Raw genomic sequence first — 22,823 nt, forward strand, 5'->3', positions numbered from 1 at the left:
CCGCCCGCAGCAGGACTATCCCGCCGCTAGCGTGGTCGAATATTGCTCCGCCGTTCTCACCGAGCCGAACACGCCGGCTGCCCCTTCAAGCAACTGCGTGCGCCACGTCGTGATCTGGTTAGGATGCAGATCATAGTCGTGCGCCAGCTCTGCCAACGTCTTCTCACCCTTGATCGCGGCAAGCGCCACCTTCGCCTTAAATGCTGGGCTGTGGTTGCGCCGAGGTCGTCTGCTCATTCTCTGCTCCTGTCTCGCAGCCCATCTGGCTGCTCTCAGGCAGAAAATCCAATTATCTCAGTGTGCAGATTCTCCAGGCCACCTCTCTATGCGATGGCCGGGGAAGCCGAGGAAATCTCTGAACCCGCGCTCTTGAAATCTTGACCTAACGCTGGCCTAGTCAGTATATACAACGTCAGTACCTTGTGGAGATATCCCGTTGAAAGCCGCTGTGTTCACGATGAAGCTGGAAGCTGACCTGCGGGCCGAGTTCATGGCCGAGGCCGAGGCCAGCCACCGCTCGGCTTCGCAGGTGGTTCGCGAATTCATGCGCGCATTCGTCCAGCAGCAACGCGCGCAGCGCGAGCATGACGCCTTCCTGCAACGCAAGGTTGAAGTCGCCCGCGCCTCGATGCGGGACGGACTTGGCCGGTCGAACGAAGAGGTCGAAGCCGCCTTTGCCGCATTGCGCGCCGCCCATTCGTGAAAATCATCTGGACGCCGCAGGCGCAGCACGATCGCATCGCGATCTGGGATTATCTCGTGGGGCACGATCCTGCTGCGGCACTTCGGATCGATCAGCTATTCAGTGATGCCGTTGCCAGGCTGGCCGACTTCCCCTTGCTTGGCCATGTCGGCACAGTCGCAGGGACGCGAGAACTGACGCCGCACCGAAGCTATCGCATCGTTTACGAGGTTGCAGGTGATACGATTTGGATATTGGTTGTGATCCACACCGCACGGCAATGGCCGCCGCTACAGGATTGAAACATCCGATTTATCGCTGAAGTGACGTTCCCCTGACCTTAACGTACGATTCCACACTCAGCCGGAACTGACCCTTGCTGCCAAAGCGTCCCGTCTGGCAACTGGGCCTGTTCGGCGCAGCGATCGCGCTGATCGCGGCGTGGTTCCGCGTCTCGCAGCACTTCGTGCCATTTCTGGAAATCCTGGGCGTGGCGGCCTCGCCGATCGCGGCGGTCTGGTGCTGCGGCTACTTCCTTGCGCAAGACCGGGCCGCCGACGATGTTACGAGACTTACGTCCCGCAACAAGGAGCTGAATACGCTGGCGTGGTTTCTGGGCGCAGTGGCGGGCTATGCCAGCCAGTCGCAAGGCGGCTTCTTGCTGCCCGCCCCCGCGATCGAGGGCTACCTCGTGACGGTGGTGATCTGGTTCGCGATCTTCAAGGGGCCCTGGAAGGCTGCGGCATAAGGCCTCGCCTCGATCAGGATGGCGAGGGCTGCGAAGTCGGTCCGAAGCGCGCCACCAGGTCATAGGCATCGCCGAGGAATATCTGGCGCACGGAAGTGATCCGCTCCGGGCCGCGCCAGGTCCGGCGTTCCACGCACAGGCATGGCGTCCCCACCGCGACGCCAAGCCAGTCCGCTGCCTCGCCCAGAGCAGCGACGGCGGAGATGCGCGTCTCGGCCTCGGTCCAGGGCACATGCTGCAAGAGCCACGTTCCCGGCGGTACGTCGTCGAGTTCGGCGTCGACGAAATCGGGCACCGCGCTCGCACTCACCCGACGAAACTCGACGGCCAGCGGGGCACCGTCTACCAGATGAAGTCCGTCGATCTGCACCAGCGCACCACCGCCGGCGAGGAGGATTTCCTCCTCGTCATTTCCGGCGGGACGATGCCGACGGCGGATCGGCCTGAAGGCGTAATCCTGCCCACGTTCGCGCACTTGCGCTGCGATGTCGGGTACGTCGAGCACCATGGAATGAACCTTGGGCCGCATCACGAACGTCCCCGCCTTCTTGCGCCGCTCGATCAACCCCGCCCCGACGAGCGCGGAGAGCGCCTTGTTCACGGTCATGCGCGAACAGCCATATTCCTGCATCAGGTCCTGCTCGATGGGCAGGCGATCGCCGGGAGCCAGTTCGCCACCGAGGATGCGGCGCTCGAAATCCGATCGAATGCGTTCGTGCAGGGGCGTTTTCACGCGATCAATGTCTCCAGTACCTTGGTGTAGTCACGCGCAACGCGGTCGCGCGCGCGGTGCCGCCCTTCGCTGACGAACTTCTCGCCATGGCGCCACACGCAGTCAATGGCCGAGCGTCCGGCAGCGAACAGGAAGCTGTCGGTTATCGCATCGCCCTGTCGGTGCGCCATCGCCGGATGATCGAGGCGGAGGGTCACGATGTCGGCAGGAAGGCCCACCGCGATCCCCGCCTCGACGCCAAGCGCCGCAGCCCCGCCCGCGAGCGCACCGGAATACAGGTCCGCGCCAGTCGAACGCCCCGCGCCCCGCGCCATCACGTTTCGCGCGCGGCGGGTCAGGCGTTGGCCATATTCAAGCAGCCGCAGTTCCTCGCTCGCATCGATCAGGACGTTGGAATCGCTGCCGATGCCATAGCGCCCACCGGCAGCGAGGAACGCCTCGACGGGGAACAGCCCGTCACCCAGGTTCGCCTCGGTGATCGGACATAGCCCCGCCACCGCGCGGCTGCGAGCCATGGCCAGCGTCTCCGCCTCGGTCAGGTGCGTGGCGTGGACGAGGCACCACCGGCCATCCACGTCGGCATTGTCCAGCAACCATTCGACGGGGCGCTGGCCACTCCATGCCAGGCAGTCGTCCACTTCCTTCACCTGCTCGGCGATGTGGATGTGGACTGGCCGATCCTTGGCCAACGGGGCAAGATCGCGCAGTTGCGCAGGCGAGACCGCACGCAGGCTGTGCGGCGCGACGCCGACCACTGCATCGGGCAAGGCGCTGGCATGGGCCTGCGCGCCTTCGAGCAAGCGGGCATAACCGTCCAGATCGTTGATGAAGCGCGCCTGCGCCGGGCTCGGCGACTGGGCACCGAACCCGGCATAGCTGTAAAGCACCGGCAGCAACGTTATCCCGATCCCGCTATCCGTGGCCGCTGCCAGCACCGCCGCGCTCATCTGCGCGGGATCGGCGAAGGGGCGGCCAGCGTGGTCGTGATGGAGGTAATGGAACTCGCCGACGCGGGTGAAGCCCCCCTCCAGCATCTCGACATAGGCGAGCGCGGCGATCGCCTGCACATCGTCCGGCGTCATGCGATCGACGAAGCGGTACATGATCTCGCGCCAGGTCCAGAAACTGTCGTTCGCAGGGCCACTCTGCTCGGCAAGACCGGCCATGCCGCGCTGGAAGGCGTGACTGTGCAGGTTGGGCATTCCGGCAAGCGCGCAGGCGTGGCGCTCATCCGCTGCGCAAGGCTCGGCATTCGCCTCCACTGCGGTGATCAGGCCATCCGCAACCGTGACACGGACGTTGCGCCCCCAGCCATCGGGCAGAAGGCAATGATTGAAAAACAATGACATGGTCACCCTTCCCGATCCTTTCGGCATGAATCTTCTCCGTGCTGCAATTATTGTCTATACATTATTTCAGAACAGTGCAATCACAATGGGCGAGGCCAACACAGGACCGCGAGCCATGCTTTACGACACCATCTGGAAGGACGCCCGGCTTGCGACCATGGCGGGCGCCACGGCCGCGAGCGCAGATGTCGGCGCGATCGAGCATGGGGTGATCGCGGCAAAGGATGGCATGATCGCCTACGCCGGCCCTGCCGCCGAAGCGCCCTCGCTCGACGCGAAGCGGGTTGTCGATTGCGAAGGCCGCTGGATCACGCCGGGCCTGATCGACTGCCACACCCACCTTATTCATGGCGGCAACCGTGCCGCAGAATTCGAAATGCGGCTCGATGGTGCGACTTACGAAGACATCGCAAGAGCGGGGGGCGGCATCGTCTCCACCATGCGCGCGACCCGCGCGGCCAGCGAGGACGAACTCGTCGCCGATGCCCTGCCGCGCCTCGATGCGCTGATCGCCGAAGGCGCCACCACGGTCGAGGTGAAATCCGGCTATGGCCTCGGCCGCGACAGCGAGATCCGCATGCTGCGCGCGGCACGCCGCCTTGGCGAGGAGCGCGCGGTGTCCATCGCCACGACCTTCCTTGGCGCGCACGCCCTGCCGCCGGAATTTGCGAGTGATGCGGACGGTTACATCGCCCTGCTGTGCGACGAAGTCCTGCCGGAAATCGCCGCGCTTGGTCTTGCCGACGCGGTGGATGCCTTCTGCGAGGGCATCGGCTTCAGCGTCAGTCAGACCGAACGCATGTTCGATGCGGCGGTTCGCCACGGCCTGCCGGTGAAGCTGCATGCAGAGCAGCTTTCCAATCTCCATGGCGCGGCGCTAGCGGCCCGTCATGGTGCGCTTTCCGCCGATCATCTCGAATATCTCGACGAGGCCGGGATCGCCGCGATGGCAGCCTCGGGCACTGTCGCCACGCTGCTGCCGGGCGCCTACTACTTCGTACGCGAGACGAAGCTGCCGCCTATCGCGGCCCTGCGCACCGCAGGCGTGCCCATCGCGCTGGCGACCGACTGCAATCCAGGCACGTCGCCGCTCACCTCACTGCTGCTGACGATGAACATGGGCGCGACGCTGTTCCGCCTGACCGTTGCCGAATGCCTTGCCGGCGTCACCCGCAACGCCGCGCGCGCCCTCGGGCTTGCGAACCGGGGCACGCTGGAGGCGGGCAAGCGCTGTGACCTTGCCATCTGGAACGTCGAACGTCCCGCCGAACTTGTCTATCGCATGGGGTTCAATCCGCTCCATGCCCGCATCTGGAGTGGTCAATGAATCCTGTCCTGCTCACGCCTGGAAGTGTCCCGCTGACGGACTGGCGCGCGGTCTATCGCGGCGCTGCCGTCACGCTCGACCCGGCCTGCGCGCCCCGCGTTGCGGCAAGTGCCGCCGCCGTGTCGCGCATTCTGGCAAAGGGCGCGCCAGTCTACGGCATCAACACCGGTTTCGGTAAGCTGGCAAGCGTTCGGATCGGCGACGAAGATCTCGCGACGCTCCAGCGCAACATCGTGCTGAGCCACGCGGCGGGCACGGGCGCGCCTTCGCCGGTGCCGGTGATCCGGCTGATGATGGCGCTGAAACTCGCCAGCCTGGCGCAGGGTGCCTCGGGCGTGCGGCCGGAGACGGTGGCGCTGCTGGAGGCGATGCTGGTCAAGGGCCTGACCCCGGTGGTGCCGAGCCAGGGCTCGGTCGGCGCGAGCGGCGACCTTGCCCCGCTGTCGCACATGGCCGCAACAATGATCGGCGTGGGCGAGATATTCGTCGACGATGAACGCCTCCCCGCCGCCGAGGCACTGCGCGATGCAGGTCTTGACCCCACCGAGCTTGGCCCCAAAGAAGGCCTCGCCCTGCTCAACGGCACCCAGTTCTCCACCGCCAATGCCTTGGCCGGGCTGTTCGAGGCCGAACTGCTGTTCCGCTCCGCGCTTGTCACCGGCGCACTCTCGACCGAGGCGGCCAAGGGTTCCGATACGCCGTTCGATCCCCGCATCCACACCCTGCGCCGCCATCGCGGCCAGATCGAGGTGGCCGATGCCCTGCGCGACCTGATGACCGGCAGCGCCATCCGCGCCAGCCATCTGGAAAACGACGCGCGCGTGCAGGATCCCTATTGCCTGCGCTGCCAGCCACAGGTCATGGGCGCAGCGCTCGACATTCTGCGCCAGGCCGCAACCACGCTGGAGATCGAGGCCAACGGCGTCTCCGATAACCCGCTGATCTTCCCCGAAACGGACGAGGCGCTGTCAGGCGGCAACTTCCATGCCGAGCCGGTCGCCTTCGCCGCCGACATGATCGCCATGGCCATCTGCGAGATCGGCTCGATCGCCGAGCGCCGCATCGCCATGCTGGTGGACCCGGCTCTGTCCGGCCTGCCCGCGTTCCTGACGCCGCGCCCCGGTCTCAATTCGGGGTTCATGATCCCGCAGGTGACCGCCGCCGCGCTCGTCAGCGAGAACAAGCAGCGCGCCTACCCGGCCAGCGTCGATTCGATCCCGACCTCTGCCAACCAGGAAGACCACGTCTCGATGGCCGCACATGGCGCGCGCCGCCTGCTCGACATGGCCGAGAACGCCACCGCCGTGCTGGGCATCGAACTGCTCGCAGCCGGACAGGGTGTGGATTTCCACGCGCCGCTGGCTTCCAGCACACCGCTAGAAGCCGCCCGTGCGGCCCTGCGCCAGCACGTGCCCACGCTGGAGAACGATCGCCACTTCCACCCGGATATGGAGGCCGCCAACCGCATCATCCGCTCCGGCGCGCTGCTCGCTTCGGCAGGCAATGCGCTACCGGGGGTGGCATGAGCGACTGGCTCAAAGTCATTGAAGGCGATGCCCCCATCCTCGTCGCCTTCCCCCACGCCGGTACTACCCACGCCGACGTGGGGCACCTCTTCCGTTCCGACTGGCTCGCACGGCGCGATGCCGACTGGTGGGTCGATGACCTCTACGCCTTCGCCGCCGACCTAGGCGCAACGCTGGTCAGCACGCGCATTTCGCGCAGCGTGATCGACCTCAACCGCGATCCCTCCGGTGCCTCGCTCTACCCGGGGCAGGCGACGACCGAACTGTGCCCGACGACCACGTTCGACGGTGAACCGCTTTATAGCGGCGAAGCACCGGATGACGCAGAAATCGCCCGCCGCCGTGCGCTTTGGTTCGATCCGTACCACGCCGCACTGGCTGCTCAGATCGAACGCCTGCGCGCCCTTCACGGCCGGGTAGTTCTTTACGACGCACACTCGATCCGCAGCCATGTGCCCCGCCTGTTCGAAGGCGAATTGCCGCAGTTCAACATTGGCACCAACGGCGGCAGGACATGCGACCCGGCACTGGCTAGCACGGTGGAAGCAATCTGCGCCGCCTCGGACCAGAGCCACGTTCTGGATGGCCGCTTTCGCGGTGGCTGGACGACCCGCCATTATGGTCGGCCCGAAAACGGCGTCCACGCCATCCAGATGGAACTCGCCATCCGTGGCTACATGGACGAGCCCGAAACGCCGGACGAAACCAACTGGCCCACGCCTTTCGATCCGGCGCGCGCCGCCCCGCTTACCCACACCCTTTCCCAGATCATGAAGGCGGTTCGCGCCTTCGCCTTTCAGGAAGCCTGACATGACCCGTATCGACAACAGCCGCGTCATCAAGCCCGCCACCGGCACGACGCTTTCCGCAAAGTCCTGGCTGACCGAAGCCCCGTTGCGCATGCTGATGAACAACCTTCACCCAGACGTCGCCGAACGCCCCGAGGAACTCGTTGTCTATGGCGGCATCGGCCGCGCGGCGCGCGACTGGCAAAGCTATGACAAGATCGTCGAGACGCTGCAGCGCCTCGAAGCCGACCAGACGCTGCTGGTGCAGTCGGGCAAGCCGGTGGGCGTGTTCCGCACTCACGCCGATGCACCGCGTGTGCTGATCGCCAATTCCAACCTCGTTCCGCACTGGGCAAACTGGGAACATTTCAACGAACTCGATAAGCGCGGCCTTGCCATGTACGGGCAGATGACCGCCGGTTCGTGGATCTACATCGGCACGCAGGGCATCGTTCAGGGCACTTACGAGACGTTCGTGGAGATGGGCCGACAGCATCATGGCGGCGATCTCTCGGGCAAGTGGCTGCTGACGGCGGGCCTTGGCGGCATGGGCGGCGCGCAGCCGCTGGCGGCGGTCATGGCGGGCGCATCATGCCTTGCCATCGAATGCCAGCCCAGCCGTATCGAGATGCGCCTGCGCACCGGCTACCTCGACAAGTCGGCCACCACCGTCGAGGAGGCCATGGCGATCCTCGATCAGGCCAAGGCGGACGGCAAGCCCGTCTCTGTCGGCCTGCTCGGCAATGCGGCGGAGATCCTGCCCGAAATGTTCGCGCGCGGCATCCGCCCCGACCTGCTGACCGACCAGACCAGCGCCCACGATCCGGTCAACGGCTACCTCCCCGCAGGCTGGACCGCCGCTGAATGGATCGAGCGCCGCGAGCGTGAGCCAGAAGCGGTGGCGAAGGCCGCCAAGGCATCGATGGCGCAGCACGTGCGCGCCATGCTCAATTTCCAGGCGGCAGGCGTGCCCACCACCGACTATGGCAACAACATCCGCCAGGTCGCGCTGGACGAGGGCGTGGCGAACGCCTTCGACTTTCCCGGCTTCGTGCCCGCCTATATCCGCCCGCTGTTCTGCCGCGGCGTCGGGCCGTTCCGCTGGGCAGCGCTCTCGGGCGATCCCGAGGACATCTACAAGACCGACGCCAAGGTGAAGGAACTGCTGCCCGACAACACGCACCTGCACAACTGGCTCGACATGGCACGCGAGAAGATCCAGTTCCAGGGCCTGCCGGCGCGCATCTGCTGGGTGGGCCTCGGCGATCGCCACCGCTTTGGCCTTGCCTTCAACGAAATGGTCGCCAATGGCGAGCTGAAGGCTCCGGTAGTGATCGGGCGCGATCATCTCGACAGCGGTTCCGTTGCTTCTCCTAACCGTGAAACGGAATCCATGCAGGACGGTTCGGACGCTGTTTCCGACTGGCCGCTGCTCAACGCCCTGCTGAACACCGCCAGCGGCGCGACCTGGGTTTCGCTGCACCACGGCGGCGGTGTGGGCATGGGCTTTTCGCAGCACTCGGGCATGGTGATCGTCGCCGACGGCACGCCCGAGGCGGCAGCACGGCTTGAGCGTGTGCTGTGGAACGACCCGGCCACTGGCGTCATGCGCCACGCCGATGCGGGCTACGACATTGCGCGTAGCTGTGCGGCGGAAAAGGACCTCGACCTTCCGGGCATCCTCGGGTGAGCATTACGGTGATCCGGGCGGCGGACCGCCCGGAAGTGCCGTGGAAGAACGGCGGCGGGACGACGCGCGAGATCGCCGTCTTCCCGCCGGGCGCTGGAATGGATGATTTCCTCTGGCGCCTGAGCATGGCGAAGGTCGAAGAGGCAGGGCCATTCTCGATCTTTCCCGGAACGGACCGCACGCTTGGCCTCATTGAAGGGCAGCTTGCGCTGAACGGGTCGGACGTCAACGTAACGCTGGACGAAGTATCGGCGCCCCTGCCTTTCCGCGCCGATCTGCCAGTGGATAGCGTGCCGATCGATGGCCCTGCCCTCGATCTCAACGCCATGGTGCGCCGTGGCCATTTTACAGTGTCGATGACCCGACTTGCCGCCGGGGATATCGTCGATTGCACGCAGGATTGTTTCGTCATTGCCTTATCTGGGCAACGTCACCACGACATCTGGCTGGACAAGCTAGATTGCCTTTCGGGAACATTTTCGGCGCAACTCGAAGGGGCGGCATTCTTCGTAAAATTTACTGCGGCGCAGTAATTATCGCAGTACTTAAAATAACTAATGCACCTAATTTTTGGAGCTAACAGATTCAGCCCACTTGATAATTAATGTAGAAGATAAAGATAAAGCCTATCGATCACACTGTCTTTGGAAGCGTGTTGATACGAAATTCATAGGCATGACGGACCACTTCCTGCAACACCTCCATGCGGATCTTGTCCTCGGCTGAGAAATGCCGCCGCGTCTGTCGGCGGATGTCTTTCATCACGGCCTCAGCAGGGGCCTTGGTCGGCGATTTCCGCAAGGAGGGTTTGGGCTTCATCTTATGGGATGGACGCCTCCTGCAATCGGGCCGAGCATAGTGCCACAGCGACCAAGGCGAGGAGTTCATCACATGCAAATGTTGGCGATCGATTTGGGCAAACAGTCCTTTCATATCTATGGGATCTCTGGCGATGGCGAATTGGTTTCGCGTAAGGTCAGCAGGGCAAAGTTGCCCGATGCGGTGACCAAGTTGCAACCGCAATCGGTCGCGATGGAGGCTTGCGCCAGTTCGCACCATTGGGGACGGGTCTTCGAGGAGCTAGGATATACGGTACACCTGATCCATCCGCGCTTCGTGAAGCCATTCGTGAAGGGCTCGAAGTGTCAACCGGCGCGCAAAACTGACCCCCTATCGGCGTCCAATATTGACCCCACCTTTCGGTAGTCTGGCGGTTATCCCGGTAGTCGATAGGAGGGGCCCACGGACGACGACGCGCACCGTCAGGTGTGCTGGCGGCGGCGTCCGTGGGAGGTCCCTGTTGACCCACCGGGTTAACCGCCGGGGATGGGGGTCCGGGGGAAGGGGTTTTCGGCTCAGTTCCGGTTTTTGAACCGCCAGCTGTCATTGCCCGTCTCGATGATGTCGCAGTGGTGCGTGATGCGATCGAGAAGCGCGGTGGTCATCTTGGGGTCGTGGAAGACGCTCGGCCATTCGCCGAAGGCGAGATTGGTCGTGATGATGACCGAGGTCTTTTCGTAGAGCTTGCTGATCAGGTGGAAGAGCATCTGACCACCGGACCGGGCGAACGGCAGGTAGCCCAGCTCATCAAGTACCACGAGATCAAGCCGCGAGAGTTGGGTGGCAAGGCTGCCGGCCTTGCCTAGGCGAGCCTCTTCCTCAAGCCGGTTCACCAGATCGACCGTATTGAAGTATCGGCCTCTGGCACCGGCGCGCACCACCGCGGCGGTGATAGCGAGAGCCAGATGGGTCTTACCCGTGCCTGTTCCGCCGATCAGCACGATATTGCGCCGTTCCGGCAGGAACGAGCCCGTATGAAGCGAGCGGATCAGTCCTTCGTTGATCGGCGTGCCATCGAACATGAACCCATCCAGGTCCTTGATCGCCGGAAGCTTGGCTGCGGTCATGCGATAACGGATCGATGCCGCATCCCGGTGCGCCGTCTCCGCACGCAACAGGTCGCCCAACATCTCCATGACCGTTCTGTCGCGGCGGATGCCGTTGGTGACGGCATCATCGAAGGCTGTGACCATGCCCTTGAGCCCCAGTCCCTTGAGGGCGGCCATGATCTCATGCCGCTGCATCGAGGTCTCGCACGGTATCGTAGCGGCCGCAGTTCGCCTCTGGCGGATGCTTGAGCTTCAGGTTGACGACGACGTCCATAGCCTGGACGTCATGAGGCTCGCGTCGACGGGACAGGATGTTGAGGATGATCTCGTCGCTGACAGTACCGGCGCCGAGTGCCTCGCGCACTGCGGCCTCGACAGCCTCCAGGCCATCTTCGGGGACAGCGGCGAGGACGCGCACGAAGCGCCGGTCGGCATCGTCGCCCTTGCCCAGCTTGCGCCGCAGTTGGGCCAGCGCAGGTGGGAGAGCCCAGTCCTGGAAGGGGGCGCCATTGCGCAACGCACCGGGCTTGCGGGCGAGGATGGGCAGGTAATGCCATGGATCGAAGATCGTCTGGTTCCGACCGAAGACCCGTTCGTGTTCGGCCACGACAACGCCGTCGCAGCGGATCACGATGCGCGTTGCATAGGCCCGCACCTGCACAGCCTGATGGGCCGCCTTTGCCATCACCGAGTACCGGTTGCGATCGAAGCTCACGAGGCACGTCGAACTGGCTACGTGTTCGCTCTCGAAGAACCCGTCGAAGGGAACCGGTAGCGGTTGCAGCATCGGCCGCTCCGCCTCCAGCGCCTGCGCGATCGTCATATCTTCCTGGTCTGGATGCTGGTTGCGTTCCGCCCAGCGCCGGCACTCGGCCTCCAGCCAGATGTTCAGTTCCTCGAGGCTGGCAAAGCGCAGGCGCGGCTTGAACAGGCGCTCCCTGCTGGTCTGAACCTGGTTCTCGACCTGTCCCTTCTCCCACCCTGCGGCAGGACTACAGGCTACCGGCTCAACGCGATAGTGGTCCGTCATGATCAGGAACCGCCGGTTGAACAGGCGTTCCTTGCCGGTGAACACCGTCGTCACCGCCGTCTTCATATTGTCGTAGATGCCGCGCGTCGGAACCCCACCGAAGAAGGCAAAGGCGCGGGCATGTGCGTCGAACACCATCTCCTGCGTCTCGCGAGGATAGGCACGGACAAATGGTGCCCGTGACCAGCAAAACCGCATATGCGCGACCTTCACGCGCATCGGCTTGCCGGCGATCTCGACGTCCTCATGGCTCCAGTCGAACTGGTAAGCCTCGCCGGGCCGGTACATCAACGGAATGAACGCCTTGGCCATATCGCCGGCCTCGACGCGACGCTCACGCTTCCAGCGCGCAGCATAGCGCCGCACAGCGTCATAAGAGCCGCCAAACCCTTCGCGCTGGAGCAGATCATGGATCCGCGTCATGCGAAGCCGGTCACGCCGGGGCAGCCCTTCGTTCTCTTCAAGCAGCTCTTCCAGGCGAGTGCTGAAAGGACCAGTCTGCGGCCGATGCTGTTCCTTGCGCTCGTAACTGGCATCTGCGTTCGGCGCCCGGACCGCCTTGCGCACCGTGTTGCGCGACAGCCGCAAATCCCGCGCTATCGCCTTGATCGGCTTACCGTCCCGGTGCTCCCGGCGGATCCTCGTAATCGTCTCCACAACCAACATCCTTGTACCCGCCGTTCGGAACCCAAACGGCGGCGCTTCACACAATGAGATGAAGGGGGTCAATTTTAGACGCCGATCACCCCGCTAAGGGGGGCAATTTTGCACGCCGCTCCACAGCTAAGCATGACGACCGGCGTTCAAAATGGGCGCAGGAACTGCAATCGAGGGCGGGCCACAACAAGACACTCGTCGCGATGGCGAACAAGACCGCACGCATGGCCTGGGCGATGTTGCGAAGCGGCGAAAACTACAAAATGGCCTGACCGTCCGGTAGCGGGCCACAGTCTTATCAGATGTTACGAATGCGAGGTGGAAGACTTGATAGTGTAACGGCACGGACCGCCGCTTCACAGCCTGCAAGGAACGATGGCCTTCGAGGCCGCTCATCTTAAAAGGCACTGAAACGAGCGGATTCCCATCATGGCCAGGGGCAAATCTGCCTCAATCAATAGGCCGGATAGATTCACGCATCCAATGCCGAAGCAACATCGAGAAATCACCTTGCGCAGGAGGCGTCCATAGATGCGTTCCTTCGTCACTACGAAGAAGCCCAAACCCTCCTTAAATCTCAACCCATAATCTGTGCCATGGGTGCTGACGCCGGACACCTATCGGGGGGTAACCACAAAATCGAAACTGATCGCAGCGGACAGTTCTGCGTGAAGAGCCCAAAGATCAAAGGCAGTTGAGCTACAAGCACCCAGCGTCTGGCGCTGTGGACACATTCCACGCCGCATAGACGGCTCAGCTCCCCGGCGGCAGTTGATTTGAATGCCCCCTCCACCCTTCCGCCTTTATGATCTGTCCAATGGCCATTGGGCACTTATTCAGTGGCCGATATAGCGTCCCGGACGATGATTGACGATCATGACGCCATTGACCGCAAACGCTGAGACCAGCGAGAGCAGGAACTTGTGCATGTCGAGGATAAGGAGTGAGGTGGACAGGATCATTATGTCGCAAACGAGCTGCGTGGTCCCTGCATTCCAGCCCTTGAAACGCTGAAGCATGAGCGCCACCACGCCGACCCCGCCAACGCCCGCTCCATGGCGGGCCAGCACGAGAATACCGATCCCGCACAGCGTTCCGCCAAAGATTGCCGCGAACAAGGGATCGAGAAAGGCAAAGCCGAAGCTGACGGGAAGGAGGAGCCCCAAGCCCATGATCGCCATGCTCGCAACCATCGTCTTCAGGCCGAACCGGATGCTTACGAGTTTCCCGGCGAGCCAGAAGAAGGGAATGTTGGTGACCGCGAAAAGCGTCGTGGCCGGATAGTGCAGATAGTAAGACAATAGCAGGGCAACGCCCGCCATGCCGCCGGTCACGAGGCCTGCCTGCCGCAGCATGACCACGCCAAATGCGATAAAGGTGCAAGCGATCACACCGGCATATGTGTCTTCGACGACTGTGTGCGGTCTGGCGTCTGCAGGCGACAGGAGAACGTCGGCATTGGCTGGCGGGGTAGTGATACTTTGCATCTGATCCTCATCGAGTTGGTGTGGTTCTCCCTTTTTTCAAATTGCTGCTGGGTCTGATGCCTAGCGTTGTTCGTGCTGCATGAAGCAGGTATTGCGGACCCTCCGCCGATCCCTCCTGAAGGATCGCCGGGAGGGGAACGGGACGCGCAATGGGTGTATCAGAGCCGGGGCGAGGCACTGTCTGCCACGAGCAATCTCGCTGCAGCCTGCTCTGTAGCGCGACAAACAGGATGAGGATTGCGCGTCAATCAGGATGAGAATGTGATTGTCGCGGCGCGTCATTCAGTGCCGATTTTAATTGTCGCTGGCAAGGACCTCGTTCTCATCCTGATTGTCGCGGATGGTCTCGAGGACTTTCGGAGTGGTGTAGGCGGCAGGACGTCCAGCCCCGGTGCGGCGGGCCTGAGCCGTGCGCCGGCGATAACTTTCGACGTTCATCTCGAAGATCGTGGCGTGATGCACGAGCCTGTCGACCGCAGCGAGCGTCATTGCCGGGTCCGGGAAGACGCGATTCCATTCACCGAAGGGCTGGTTGGCGGTGATGAGCAAGGATCTGCGCTCGTATCGGGCACTGATCAGTTCGAAGAGGACGGAGGTTTCCGCCTGATCGCGTGAGACGTAGGCAAAGTCGTCGAGAATGAGCAGATGATATTTGTCGAGCTTGGCGATTGCGGATTCCAGCGTCAGTTCGCGGCGAGCGACCTGCAGACGCTGGACGAGGTCAGAGGTGCGGGAGAACAGCACTCGCCAGCCATTTTCCACCAACGCCAGGCCGATCGCCGCCGCCAGATGGCTTTTGCCGCCGCCTGGCGGGCCGAACAGGATGAGATTGGAACCCTGGTCGAGCCAGCCATCGCCGGCGCACAGGGCCATGACCTGGGCCTTGGAGATCATCGGCACGGCCTCGAACGCAAAGCAGTCCAACGTCTTGCCTGCCGGCAGGTGGGCTTCAGCCAGATGACGCCCGATCCGGCGGCGATCGCGTTCGGCGAGTTCATGTTCGGCAAGGGCTGCAAGGAACCGGCTCGCGGGCCATCCTTCCTTGTCCGCCTGGGCCGCAAAATCTCCCCAGATATGCTTGATGGTTGGCAAGCGCAGTTCATTGAGCATCAGGCCCAGGCGCTGTGCGTCGATCATAGGAGCCGTGCTCATGCCGCTTCTCCCTGTTCGATCAGCCCGTCGTAGATCGAGAGCGAGACCATCTCGACCACGACTTCGGGCAAAGTGGCGGGATCGGGGCTGAAGCGGGCCCGTAGTGCCGACAGGCATGGGGTCCTGCGGATTGCCAGGTCCTCCTCCAGGATATGGGCGAGCTCCGCCTCGCAGGCGCGCTCGTGGGCCATGGCCAGAAGCTCGACCATGATCCGGCAGGCTTCTTTCTCGCCCACAGCTTCCAGCAAGTGCTCGAACATGAGGCGGTAGGGCGCGCGGGGGAACAGGCTGTCACGATAGACCAATCCCCGTAGCGCCATCGGCTTGCGCCGCAGGGAATGAATGACATGGCGATAATCGACGACGTGGCCGTGCTTACCGTTCACACCGGCGCGGCCGCGCTGCAGGGTCATGAGCCTTGTGCCGCCGATGAAGACATCGAGACGGTCGTCGTAAAGGCGCACGCGCAGGCGATGTCCGATCAGGCGCGAGGGGACCGTGTAGAACACCTTGCGCAGAGTGAAGCCGCCCGAGGACGTCACCGTCACGAGGACTTCCTCGTAATCGGTAGTCCGTGCGTTCGGGAGGGATTGCAGCGCCTTGCGCTCAGCATCGATGCCGGGACCGTGGCGCCGGTTCCTTGCGGTCACGACTTCGTCGATGAAGCGGCGATAAGCGGCAAGGTCGGTGAAGTCGGTGGTCCCGCGCAATAACAGCGCGTCCTTGACTGCAGCCTTGATATGGCCGTGGGCGCTCTCGATCGCACCGTTCTCGTGGGCAATGCCTGTGTTGTTGCGCGTCGGCTCCATTCCATAATGGGCGCATAGGGCGTCATAGCGCTTGGTCAGGTCGGCCTTCGCATCTGCGTCCAGGTTGCGGAAGGCGGCCGACAAGCTGTCGGTACGGTGGAGCCTGGGCGCTCCGCCAGCAGACCAGAGCGCATTCTGCAGCCCTTCGGCCAGGGCGACGAAACTCGCCGCCCAGAATGACGTGCCCATGTTCAAAGCCACCGCAAGGCAGGCGGAAGTGATAGAGCAAGTGATCCAAGGGGGCCCCGGCGATGGCGACGTCCAGATCGTTCATGCACGTAAAATCGGACATGCCGAGCCGTCCCGGTTCATGAACCTGCCTGAAGATGACTTCCCGATCCTGGCCGTTCAGAGCGCGCCAGTCGCGAATACGCCTCTCCAGGGTTCGTCGTGAGCCGAACTCGGTATCCGGGTACCGGCGGCGCAGTTCCTCGAAGATCGCGACAGGACGAAGACCGGGGGCGGCCTCCAGCATCGGCACGACGACTTCTTCGAAAATGCCTGATAGCGGATCAGGCCGCCGTCGGCCGCGCGGCGCCTGTCGCTGAGAAGGCAGGCGCGCATCCTGCAGCACCCGGTAGCCTGTCGCCGGGCTGAAACCGGCCTTGGCCGCCGCCAGGGCGACGGGATCGTTACGTCTGTGGGTCATGAAAAGTCTCACCTGATGATCGTTGATGTGTCGGCCCGCCACACGTCAGGTCCTCCTCCCTAGGAAAACCCAATGCATAGCGACCACCACGACCATCACAGGCACCCTTCAAAAGGCGCCCCCTGCGTTCCGGCATCGGCTACGGGCTACGCCCTTCGCCAATCCCGGAACGCAAGATTCTCATCTTGTTTGTCGCGCTTTCTCAACCTGAATGTCGCGCGACACTGCTCCTTCCCGACATGGCTCTTGCGGTAGCCGTACGCAAAATAGACAAGGAGACCCATACCGCCCCACACGGGCAACACCATTTTCGCTTCGAAGGGAAGATTGAGAAAGAGCCCGAGTGTGCCGGCCATTGTTAGCGGAGCAACAAGCCAGACCGCCGGCGTCCTGAAAGGACGGTGACGCCCTGGCTGGGTGCGACGCAGGATCATGACCGCCAACGCCACCATGAAGAAGGCAGACAGCGTTCCCGAATTCGAGATATCGGCCAATTTGCCGACGGGAAGGAATGCCGCAAAGGCGGCAACGGCGCCGCCAGTGATCAATGTCACCAGGTGCGGAGTCTTCCAGCGGGGATGTATCGTCGCCAGGCGCTCGGGCAGGAGCCCATCTCGGGCCATGACGAAGAAGATGCGGGTCTGCCCGAAAACCATGATCAGGATGACCGATGGCAGGGCAAGGAAGGCGGCGATGCCGATGAGGTCTCCGAGCCGGGTCCAGCCGATCTGGCGAAGAACATGAGCCAGTGCCTCTTTCGAGCAAACCAGCGGTTCCGTGCCAGCCGCGGCCAGTGACGCGCAGCGGTTGGCCGATGCGGCCGTTCCAGGGGCAAGAATCTCGCCATGTGAACCGGTTACAGGTTGTGCACCGATCGCGCCGATGGCGCCGGCCGCAACCAGCAGGTAGAACACCGTGCAGATCGCTAGGCTGCCGACAAGTCCGATAGGGACATTGCGCTGCGGGTTTCGTGTTTCTTCCGCTGCCGTGGAGACCGCATCGAAACCGACGTAGGCAAAAAAGATCGATGCTGCAGCGCCAACCGCGCCCAGTCCGGCACCGTGGCCGGCACCGAACCAGCCATTAGGCAGAAACGGCGTGAAATGGGCGCCCTTGAGAACGGGGATGGTGAGCCCGACAAAGACCGCCAGTGCTGTGACCTTGATCGCGACCATGTTCTGCCCCCACCGAGTGGACCGATTGGTTTGTTAGTGGATTAAGCCCATCGCCGCCATATTCGGACGGAGGTGGAGCGAAGCGGAACCGGAGGCCGGATATGGCGGTGTCGCCGTTTCCGGTGCCGGCGGTCGGTAGCCCAAGCTGCTGTGAGGGCGAACGGTGTTGTAATGCCGCCGCCATGCCTCGATCAGCACCTTGGCCTCAGCAAGGCTGTAGAAGATCTCGCCGTTGAGCAGTTCGTCGCGAAGCGACCCGTTGAAGCTTTCGTTATAGCCATTCTCCCATGGTGATCCCGGCGTGATGTAGAGCGTCTTCACGCCGATCTGCCCCAACCATTTCTGGACAGCGGTCGCGATAAATTCGCTTCCGTAGCACATTGGGAAGCGGCCCCTCGAAGGGGCGCACTGCCTTGATGAAGGCAAGGGCGCGTAGCGCCCGCAGGCTTTATCAAGGCGGTCATGATCGGCCCGCAGGTCTCTAGAGTGAAGTTGTCGACTCAACCCTTTGGAGACAGACCGACCATGACCAAGCGTAGCTCTAATCCCACCGACGCCGTGCTGGTAGCCATCGATATGTCCAAACACCGCCAGGAGGTCCTGATCGAACGTCCAGAAGGCGGACGCCGACGTCGCATGACGGTGATGGCGACAAAGGCAGATTATGATCGCCTGGCCACGGATCTTAGCGACATCGGGCGTCCGATCATCGTCGGCTTCGAGGCTACTGGTAACTACCACCGCACGCTGGCGCATCGCCTGCTGTCCGCCGGCTTCGAGTTGCGCTTGATCTCGTCCGTTGCCTTGGCTCGAACGCGCGAGGCTCTGCACAATGGCTGGGACAAGAACGATTCCAAGGATGCGCAAGTGATCCTGCACATGCTGCGGATTGGCGCCACCCAGCGATACGTCGATCCGCTCGCCGCCGGGATCAACGACCTGCAGGAGATGTCGAAAACGCACGAGGCGATCTCCAAGGCTAAGACGCAGACATGGCATCGCATCCTGACCCACTACCTGCCGCTCTATTTCCCGGAGATTGAACGCTTCGCTGGCAACAGCCGATCCGACTGGTTCCTTGCTCTGCTCGAACGATTCCCGACTCCAGCCAGCATGACTGTGCTCGGCCAGGAGACTTTCTCCCGCGAAGCATGGGACTTGGTCGGCCGCAAGGTGTCCAAGGCCCGGCTGATCAACGATATCTACGAGACCGCCTGCGCCTCCGTGGCGCTACCTGTCGACGAGGATTCCGTCTCGATCGCTATGTTCCGCATGGCGATCGCCCAAGCACGCAACCTGATCCGGCAGCGCGACGAGATCGAGCGAACGGCGCATGCCATGCTGGCCGAAAACCGCGATTATCAGCTCCTGCGCATGATCCCTGGCATTGGGCCCATCAATGCGTTGACCATTCTCGCCGAGGCAGGCGATCTACGCCGCTTCAGCCATCACCGTCAGTTCCTGAAGTTCTGCGGTCTTGATCTTGCGACCCGGCAGTCCGGTACATTCCGAGGCCGCACGATGCTGTCCAAGTACGGTAATGCGCGATTGCGGCGGACCTTTTGGATGGCTGCCCAGGTCGCCGCACGTCAGCGCAACAACAGTTTCCGCGACAAGCTCGGACGATACACTGCCGGGCACGCGGATGATGCCGATCGTCGCCGCAAGGCGATGACGGCGCTCACCGCCAAGATGGCGCGCGTTGCCCATGCCGTCATCAAGACGGGGACAGAGTACCGACCGTTCCTTGAACGGTCGGATGCCAGGTGGAAGGACCCCTCTCTGCAAGTGCCGTGAGGGCGCGAAAGCGACCCTGTAGATAATGTTCGGGCCTTCCACCTGGGTGCGTATCTCGTTCTAAGGACGGTGAGGACCACGGCCGCTTCGGCGCCGCTGGATCCTGTGTTTGCTATGGCAGGGAGCGATCCCGTTGACGGTGGAAGCCGTCTGGCTCAGAATGCATGCCCCGCCGCTCAATGTCGGCGCATAGAGATCTGTTGACCAAATCTCGCTTTCCTTCGTGACCCAGGACGTTGTCGGACCGTATATGTACCGGAGGACCGCGAGAAATGAACAGGTCAGCCAGCGCCGCCAGCACATCCTCGTGTTTGAGCTGCCGGGCAACGATGAGTGCCAGGCACTCCCTGCTGGCCTCATCGATGATGGTCAGGATCCGGAACTTGCGGCCATCGTGCGTGCGCCCTTCGACGAAGTCGTAGGCCCACACATGCCCGGGATACTCAGGCCGTAGGCGGATACATGATCCGTCGTTGAGCCACAGGCGTCCCCGTTTGGGCTGGCGCAGCGGGACCTTCAGTCCTTCGCGTCGCCATATCCGCTCGACCCGTTTGTGGTTCACCGTCCACCCAGCATGGCACAGCAACGCCGTCACCCGGCGGTAGCCATAGCGACCATATTGCTTCGCCAACGCGACGATGTCCTCCGTGAGCGCCTGTTCGTCATCCGCCCCACGCGGCACCTTGCGCTGTGTCGATCGATGCTGCCCTAGCACCCGGCATATCCGTCGCTCGGACACCCGGATCGGCAAATCTTGTCGCAACTGATCGATGCAGCGCCGCCGCCGCGCGGGGCTTAGAAGTTTCCCTTGGCAGCTTCCTGCAAGATCAGCTTGTCCAACGTCAGATCCGAAATCGCCCGGCGTAGCCGCTGGTTCTCTTTCTCCAGATCCTTCATCCGCCGCGCTTGGTCGGTCTTCAGGCCGCCATATTCCTTGCGCCAGCGATAGTATGTCTGCTCGCTGACTGCGATCCGGCGGCACGCCTCTGCTGTCGAGGCTCCCTGCGCCAGCACAATCTCAGCTTCACGCAGCTTGCCGATAATCTCTTCCGGCTTGTGCTTCTTGCTCGGCATTCATCGTCCCTTTCGTGGTCCAGACTATCATAGTCTCTGGGCCACTCAGCGGGGGGCAGATCAGTCATCGTCGACAAGCATAGCGTCGGTGGATTGCCGGGCAATCGCACCACGCCGATCATCGTCTCGATCATGGCCGCGGAGGGCCTGATCATGCCCAAGACATCGTCGCGGGCGATCACCTCGCCGGCCGGCACGGCGGACACGATGGAGGTGCTTGCACCTGTCGACCTCGACGTTTCCGCCATCCGCAAGGTGGTCGAGCGCGAAGGCGGCTGCATCGCCTGGGGCGGCGCCGTCAATCTCAGCCCGGCCGACGATGTGATCATCGGCGTTGAACGAGTGCTCGATATCGATGCCGTAGGGCAGATGGTCGCCTCGGTGCTGTCCAAGAAAATCGCGGCCGGTGCGACCCATCTGGTCATCGATATCCCGGTCGGGCCGACCGCCAAGGTACGCGGAACCGATGCCGCCGATACGCTCGAGCGCGCGCTGAGCTCGGTCGCCCAAGCCTTCGGGCTTCGCACGCGCGTGATGCGCGGCCCCGGCGCGGAGCCGATCGGACGGGGCATCGGCCCGGCGCTCGAGGCGCAGGATATCCTTGCCGTCCTCCAGGGGCAGCCGGGCGCCGAGGATCTCGCCCACCGGGCCTGCGAGCTGGCGGGAGGACTGCTTGAGCTCGCTGACGCGGCCCCGGCCGGCGAAGGCTATGCGCGTGCGCGGGCGTGTCTCGAAAGCGGCGGGGCCTGGGCCAAGTTCCAACGTATCTGCGAAGCGCAGGGCGGCATGCGGGCTCCACCGGTCGCCCGGTTTCAGCAGGATATGATCGCTCCCTATAGCGGCCGCCTGGTGAGTATCGACAATCGCAAGCTCGCGACGGTCGCGAAGCTCGCCGGCGCGCCGGTGGCCAAGGCCGCTGGCGTCGCACTGCAGTGTCGGCTGAACCAGATGGTGGATGCCGGGGCTCCCTTGTGTAGCATTCATGCCGAGAGCCCGGGCGAGCTCGACTATGCGGCGGCCTATGCCGTGAGCGACGGGCCGATCTTCGGGATTGAAGCGCTATGAACCGTCCCGTCCTGTTCGCGCTGCCTGGCAGCGAGGCCCTGGCACAGCCGCTATCCGCCGCGCTCGATGCAGAGGTCGGCACGATCGAGCATCGTCAGTTTCCTGACGGGGAAACCTATCTCAGGGTCGGAAACGACGTCAGCGACCGCGAGGTCATCCTGCTGTCCAGTCTCGATCATCCGGACGCCAAGCTGTTGCCGCTGCTGTTCGCAGCCGACACCGCGCGCGATCTTGGCGCTCGCAGGATCGGGCTCGTCGCCCCTTACCTCGCTTACATGCGCCAGGACATACGCTTCCATGCCGGCGAGGCGGTGACGTCGCGAACCTTTGCTGCGATCCTGTCTCGCCATCTCGACTGGCTGGTGACGGTCGATCCGCATCTCCATCGCTACCATGAATTGTCGGAAATCTACCGCATCCCAACCCAGGTTGTTCATGCCGCGCCGTTTTTGGCCTCGTGGATCAAGCGCAATGTCGCTCGCCCGCTGATCATCGGTCCGGACCTGGAAAGCGAACAGTGGGTCTCGCAGGTGGCGGCCGATGCCGATGCTCCGTTTCTCGTGTGCGAGAAAATCCGATCCGGCGACCGTCACGTCACCATCTCGATTCCGAATGCCCCAGCGTTTCTCGATCGCCAGCCAGTGCTGGTCGACGATATCGCCTCATCCGGTCGGACCCTCACCGAGGCGGCGCGCCAACTGGTCGGCATGGGGTTCGCGCGACCGGATTGCGTGGTCGTGCATCCGCTTTTTGCCGGCGATGCAGCGCAGGTTCTGGGTGGGCTTGTCGAAAGGATCGTCAGCACGAACGCGGTTGCACATGCGTCGAATGATATAGACGTCATGCCAGCGATCGCGGAGGCCGTTCGCCACCGGATTGAATGGCGTGCTGCGCGTCAGTTCTAAGACGGAAATGAACGCCCGGCAAACGCTGTGCGCGTCCTCATCCATTGACCCTAAACGAGTCCGAACCAATCTCCTGAGATCTCCCTTTCGGAGAAAATCGCGGCAGGGAAGGAGGATATGTCGTGTCGCACACACGCTCGTTCATCGATCCCCTCGACGTTGCTGGGCACCTGAAGCTTGAGCCCGAAGTAAAGCGCGCCACCCTGCTATCCTGGGCGTCCGATCGCGCAGCCGTCAAGGGCCAACCCGCCCCCCTCGCCCGCCGGGCGCCAGTAACCCGCTGCCGGTCGA

Annotated in this window: 17 protein-coding genes and 8 pseudogenes; 13 read left to right on the forward strand and 12 right to left on the reverse strand. The window is 63.2% G+C overall.

Annotated elements, in window-relative coordinates; genetic code table 11:
* Positions 1-63: 63 nt before the first annotated feature.
* Positions 64-237: pseudogene (locus HT578_RS10060) on the reverse strand (transposase); the annotation flags it as partial.
* 199 nt (positions 238-436) lie between these two features.
* On the opposite strand from HT578_RS10060, the gene HT578_RS10065 reads away from it, so the two are divergent.
* The 3 genes from HT578_RS10065 (at position 437) to HT578_RS10075 (ending at position 1,430) form a co-directional block, all read left to right on the forward strand.
* The gene (locus HT578_RS10065) at positions 437-703 is read left to right on the forward strand and encodes an antitoxin of toxin-antitoxin stability system (protein ID WP_239026579.1); all 267 of its coding nucleotides are present in this window, start codon (positions 437-439) and stop codon (positions 701-703) included.
* Complete coding sequence (locus HT578_RS10070; protein ID WP_213503853.1) at positions 700-984, forward strand: type II toxin-antitoxin system RelE/ParE family toxin; 285 nt, start codon at positions 700-702, stop codon at positions 982-984. The genes HT578_RS10065 and HT578_RS10070 overlap by 4 nt, the downstream gene beginning before the upstream one ends.
* A gap of 74 nt (positions 985-1,058) precedes the next feature.
* Positions 1,059-1,430, forward strand: coding sequence for a purine-cytosine permease family protein (locus HT578_RS10075; protein ID WP_213503854.1), 372 nt, complete (start codon positions 1,059-1,061; stop codon positions 1,428-1,430).
* Between the two features lie 13 nt (positions 1,431-1,443).
* Here HT578_RS10075 and HT578_RS10080 read toward each other — a convergent pair whose 3' ends face one another.
* Positions 1,444-2,163 (reverse strand): UTRA domain-containing protein, encoded by a 720-nt coding sequence (locus HT578_RS10080; protein ID WP_213503855.1) that lies wholly within the window; start codon positions 2,161-2,163, stop codon positions 1,444-1,446.
* Positions 2,160-3,512, reverse strand: a complete 1,353-nt coding sequence (locus tag HT578_RS10085; RefSeq protein ID WP_213503856.1) for a formimidoylglutamate deiminase — start codon at positions 3,510-3,512, stop codon at positions 2,160-2,162. Before HT578_RS10085 ends, HT578_RS10080 begins: the two co-directional genes overlap by 4 nt.
* A gap of 115 nt (positions 3,513-3,627) precedes the next feature.
* Here HT578_RS10085 and hutI point away from each other — a divergent pair, with 115 nt between their 5' ends.
* From hutI to HT578_RS10110, 5 genes are read left to right on the forward strand one after another with little or no spacing between them, the layout of a single operon-like run.
* On the forward strand, positions 3,628-4,839 hold the full coding sequence (hutI, locus tag HT578_RS10090; protein ID WP_213503857.1) for an imidazolonepropionase: 1,212 nt from the start codon (positions 3,628-3,630) through the stop codon (positions 4,837-4,839).
* Positions 4,836-6,365, forward strand: coding sequence for a histidine ammonia-lyase (gene hutH, locus HT578_RS10095; protein ID WP_213503858.1), 1,530 nt, complete (start codon positions 4,836-4,838; stop codon positions 6,363-6,365). Before hutI ends, hutH begins: the two co-directional genes overlap by 4 nt.
* A complete protein-coding gene (hutG, locus tag HT578_RS10100; RefSeq protein ID WP_213503859.1) occupies positions 6,362-7,174 on the forward strand; it encodes an N-formylglutamate deformylase in 813 nt (270 codons plus the stop codon). The genes hutH and hutG overlap by 4 nt, the downstream gene beginning before the upstream one ends.
* Position 7,175: 1 nt before the next feature.
* Positions 7,176-8,843: a urocanate hydratase gene (hutU, locus tag HT578_RS10105; RefSeq protein WP_213503860.1), complete on the forward strand. Its 1,668-nt coding sequence runs from the start codon at positions 7,176-7,178 to the stop codon at positions 8,841-8,843.
* Entirely contained in the window at positions 8,840-9,376 is a 537-nt protein-coding gene (locus HT578_RS10110; protein WP_213503861.1) for a HutD/Ves family protein, read from the forward strand. The genes hutU and HT578_RS10110 overlap by 4 nt, the downstream gene beginning before the upstream one ends.
* A 100-nt stretch (positions 9,377-9,476) precedes the next feature.
* On the opposite strand, the gene HT578_RS10115 is transcribed toward HT578_RS10110, so the two are convergent.
* A complete protein-coding gene (locus HT578_RS10115; protein WP_213504560.1) occupies positions 9,477-9,776 on the reverse strand; it encodes a hypothetical protein in 300 nt (99 codons plus the stop codon).
* On the opposite strand from HT578_RS10115, the pseudogene HT578_RS22220 reads away from it, so the two are divergent.
* Positions 9,735-9,986: pseudogene (locus HT578_RS22220) on the forward strand (IS110 family transposase); the annotation flags it as partial. The gene HT578_RS10115 and the pseudogene HT578_RS22220 overlap by 42 nt on opposite strands.
* A gap of 212 nt (positions 9,987-10,198) precedes the next feature.
* Here HT578_RS22220 and istB (HT578_RS10120) read toward each other — a convergent pair.
* Both istB (HT578_RS10120) and istA (HT578_RS10125) read right to left on the reverse strand, forming a co-directional pair.
* Positions 10,199-10,927 carry an IS21-like element helper ATPase IstB gene (gene istB / locus HT578_RS10120; protein ID WP_213503862.1) on the reverse strand — a complete coding sequence of 243 codons (729 nt, stop codon included), beginning with the start codon at positions 10,925-10,927 and terminating at the stop codon, positions 10,199-10,201.
* On the reverse strand, positions 10,914-12,428 hold the full coding sequence (gene istA, locus HT578_RS10125) for an IS21 family transposase (RefSeq protein ID WP_103730415.1): 1,515 nt from the start codon (positions 12,426-12,428) through the stop codon (positions 10,914-10,916). The genes istB (HT578_RS10120) and istA (HT578_RS10125) overlap by 14 nt, the downstream gene beginning before the upstream one ends.
* Positions 12,429-12,544: 116 nt before the next feature.
* On the opposite strand from istA (HT578_RS10125), the pseudogene HT578_RS22225 reads away from it, so the two are divergent.
* Positions 12,545-12,691: pseudogene (locus tag HT578_RS22225) on the forward strand (IS110 family transposase); the annotation flags it as partial.
* A gap of 564 nt (positions 12,692-13,255) precedes the next feature.
* On the opposite strand, the gene HT578_RS10130 reads toward HT578_RS22225, so the two are convergent.
* From HT578_RS10130 to HT578_RS10150, 5 genes and pseudogenes are all read right to left on the reverse strand, one after another.
* A complete protein-coding gene (locus HT578_RS10130; RefSeq protein ID WP_213503863.1) occupies positions 13,256-13,906 on the reverse strand; it encodes a YitT family protein in 651 nt (216 codons plus the stop codon).
* Between the two features lie 294 nt (positions 13,907-14,200).
* Complete coding sequence (istB, locus tag HT578_RS10135) at positions 14,201-15,058, reverse strand: IS21-like element helper ATPase IstB (RefSeq protein ID WP_213503864.1); 858 nt, start codon at positions 15,056-15,058, stop codon at positions 14,201-14,203.
* A pseudogene (istA, locus tag HT578_RS10140) lies at positions 15,055-16,558 on the reverse strand (IS21 family transposase). The gene istB (HT578_RS10135) and the pseudogene istA (HT578_RS10140) overlap by 4 nt, the downstream one beginning before the upstream one ends.
* A 104-nt stretch (positions 16,559-16,662) precedes the next feature.
* Positions 16,663-17,721 (reverse strand): annotated as a pseudogene (locus HT578_RS10145) (APC family permease); the annotation flags it as partial.
* A gap of 3 nt (positions 17,722-17,724) precedes the next feature.
* Positions 17,725-18,063, reverse strand: a pseudogene (locus HT578_RS10150) (integrase core domain-containing protein); the annotation flags it as partial.
* Positions 18,064-18,216: 153 nt separating this feature from the next.
* On the opposite strand from HT578_RS10150, the pseudogene HT578_RS10155 reads away from it, so the two are divergent.
* Positions 18,217-19,510 (forward strand): annotated as a pseudogene (locus tag HT578_RS10155) (IS110 family RNA-guided transposase).
* A gap of 213 nt (positions 19,511-19,723) precedes the next feature.
* Here the strand turns inward: HT578_RS10155 and HT578_RS10160 are convergent.
* Positions 19,724-20,562: pseudogene (locus HT578_RS10160) on the reverse strand (IS3 family transposase); the annotation flags it as partial.
* Between the two features lie 66 nt (positions 20,563-20,628).
* Here HT578_RS10160 and HT578_RS10165 point away from each other — a divergent pair.
* Together HT578_RS10165 and HT578_RS10170 are read left to right on the forward strand one after the other, a co-directional pair.
* Positions 20,629-21,627, forward strand: coding sequence for a thymidine phosphorylase (locus tag HT578_RS10165; RefSeq protein WP_479684958.1), 999 nt, complete (start codon positions 20,629-20,631; stop codon positions 21,625-21,627).
* Positions 21,624-22,532 carry a ribose-phosphate pyrophosphokinase gene (locus tag HT578_RS10170; protein ID WP_004212748.1) on the forward strand — a complete coding sequence of 303 codons (909 nt, stop codon included), beginning with the start codon at positions 21,624-21,626 and terminating at the stop codon, positions 22,530-22,532. Before HT578_RS10165 ends, HT578_RS10170 begins: the two co-directional genes overlap by 4 nt.
* Positions 22,533-22,823: the final 291 nt, after the last annotated feature.

This window comes from Novosphingobium decolorationis, from assembly GCF_018417475.1.
GTDB lineage: Bacteria > Pseudomonadota > Alphaproteobacteria > Sphingomonadales > Sphingomonadaceae > Novosphingobium > Novosphingobium decolorationis.

What these genes read in the sequence shown, in the direction of transcription:
- HT578_RS10085 (WP_213503856.1), bottom strand. Translation starts at nt 3,512, where the DNA reads ATGTCATTGTTTTTCAATCATTGCCTTCTGCCCGATGGCTGGGGGCGC.
- hutI (WP_213503857.1), top strand. Translation starts at nt 3,628, where the DNA reads ATGCTTTACGACACCATCTGGAAGGACGCCCGGCTTGCGACCATGGCG.
- hutH (WP_213503858.1), top strand. Translation starts at nt 4,836, where the DNA reads ATGAATCCTGTCCTGCTCACGCCTGGAAGTGTCCCGCTGACGGACTGG.
- hutG (WP_213503859.1), top strand. Translation starts at nt 6,362, where the DNA reads ATGAGCGACTGGCTCAAAGTCATTGAAGGCGATGCCCCCATCCTCGTC.
- hutU (WP_213503860.1), top strand. Translation starts at nt 7,176, where the DNA reads ATGACCCGTATCGACAACAGCCGCGTCATCAAGCCCGCCACCGGCACG.
- HT578_RS10115 (WP_213504560.1), bottom strand. Translation starts at nt 9,776, where the DNA reads ATGAAAGGACTGTTTGCCCAAATCGATCGCCAACATTTGCATGTGATG.
- istB (WP_213503862.1), bottom strand. Translation starts at nt 10,927, where the DNA reads ATGCAGCGGCATGAGATCATGGCCGCCCTCAAGGGACTGGGGCTCAAG.
- istA (WP_103730415.1), bottom strand. Translation starts at nt 12,428, where the DNA reads ATGTTGGTTGTGGAGACGATTACGAGGATCCGCCGGGAGCACCGGGAC.
- HT578_RS10130 (WP_213503863.1), bottom strand. Translation starts at nt 13,906, where the DNA reads ATGCAAAGTATCACTACCCCGCCAGCCAATGCCGACGTTCTCCTGTCG.
- istB (WP_213503864.1), bottom strand. Translation starts at nt 15,058, where the DNA reads ATGAGCACGGCTCCTATGATCGACGCACAGCGCCTGGGCCTGATGCTC.
- HT578_RS10170 (WP_004212748.1), top strand. Translation starts at nt 21,624, where the DNA reads ATGAACCGTCCCGTCCTGTTCGCGCTGCCTGGCAGCGAGGCCCTGGCA.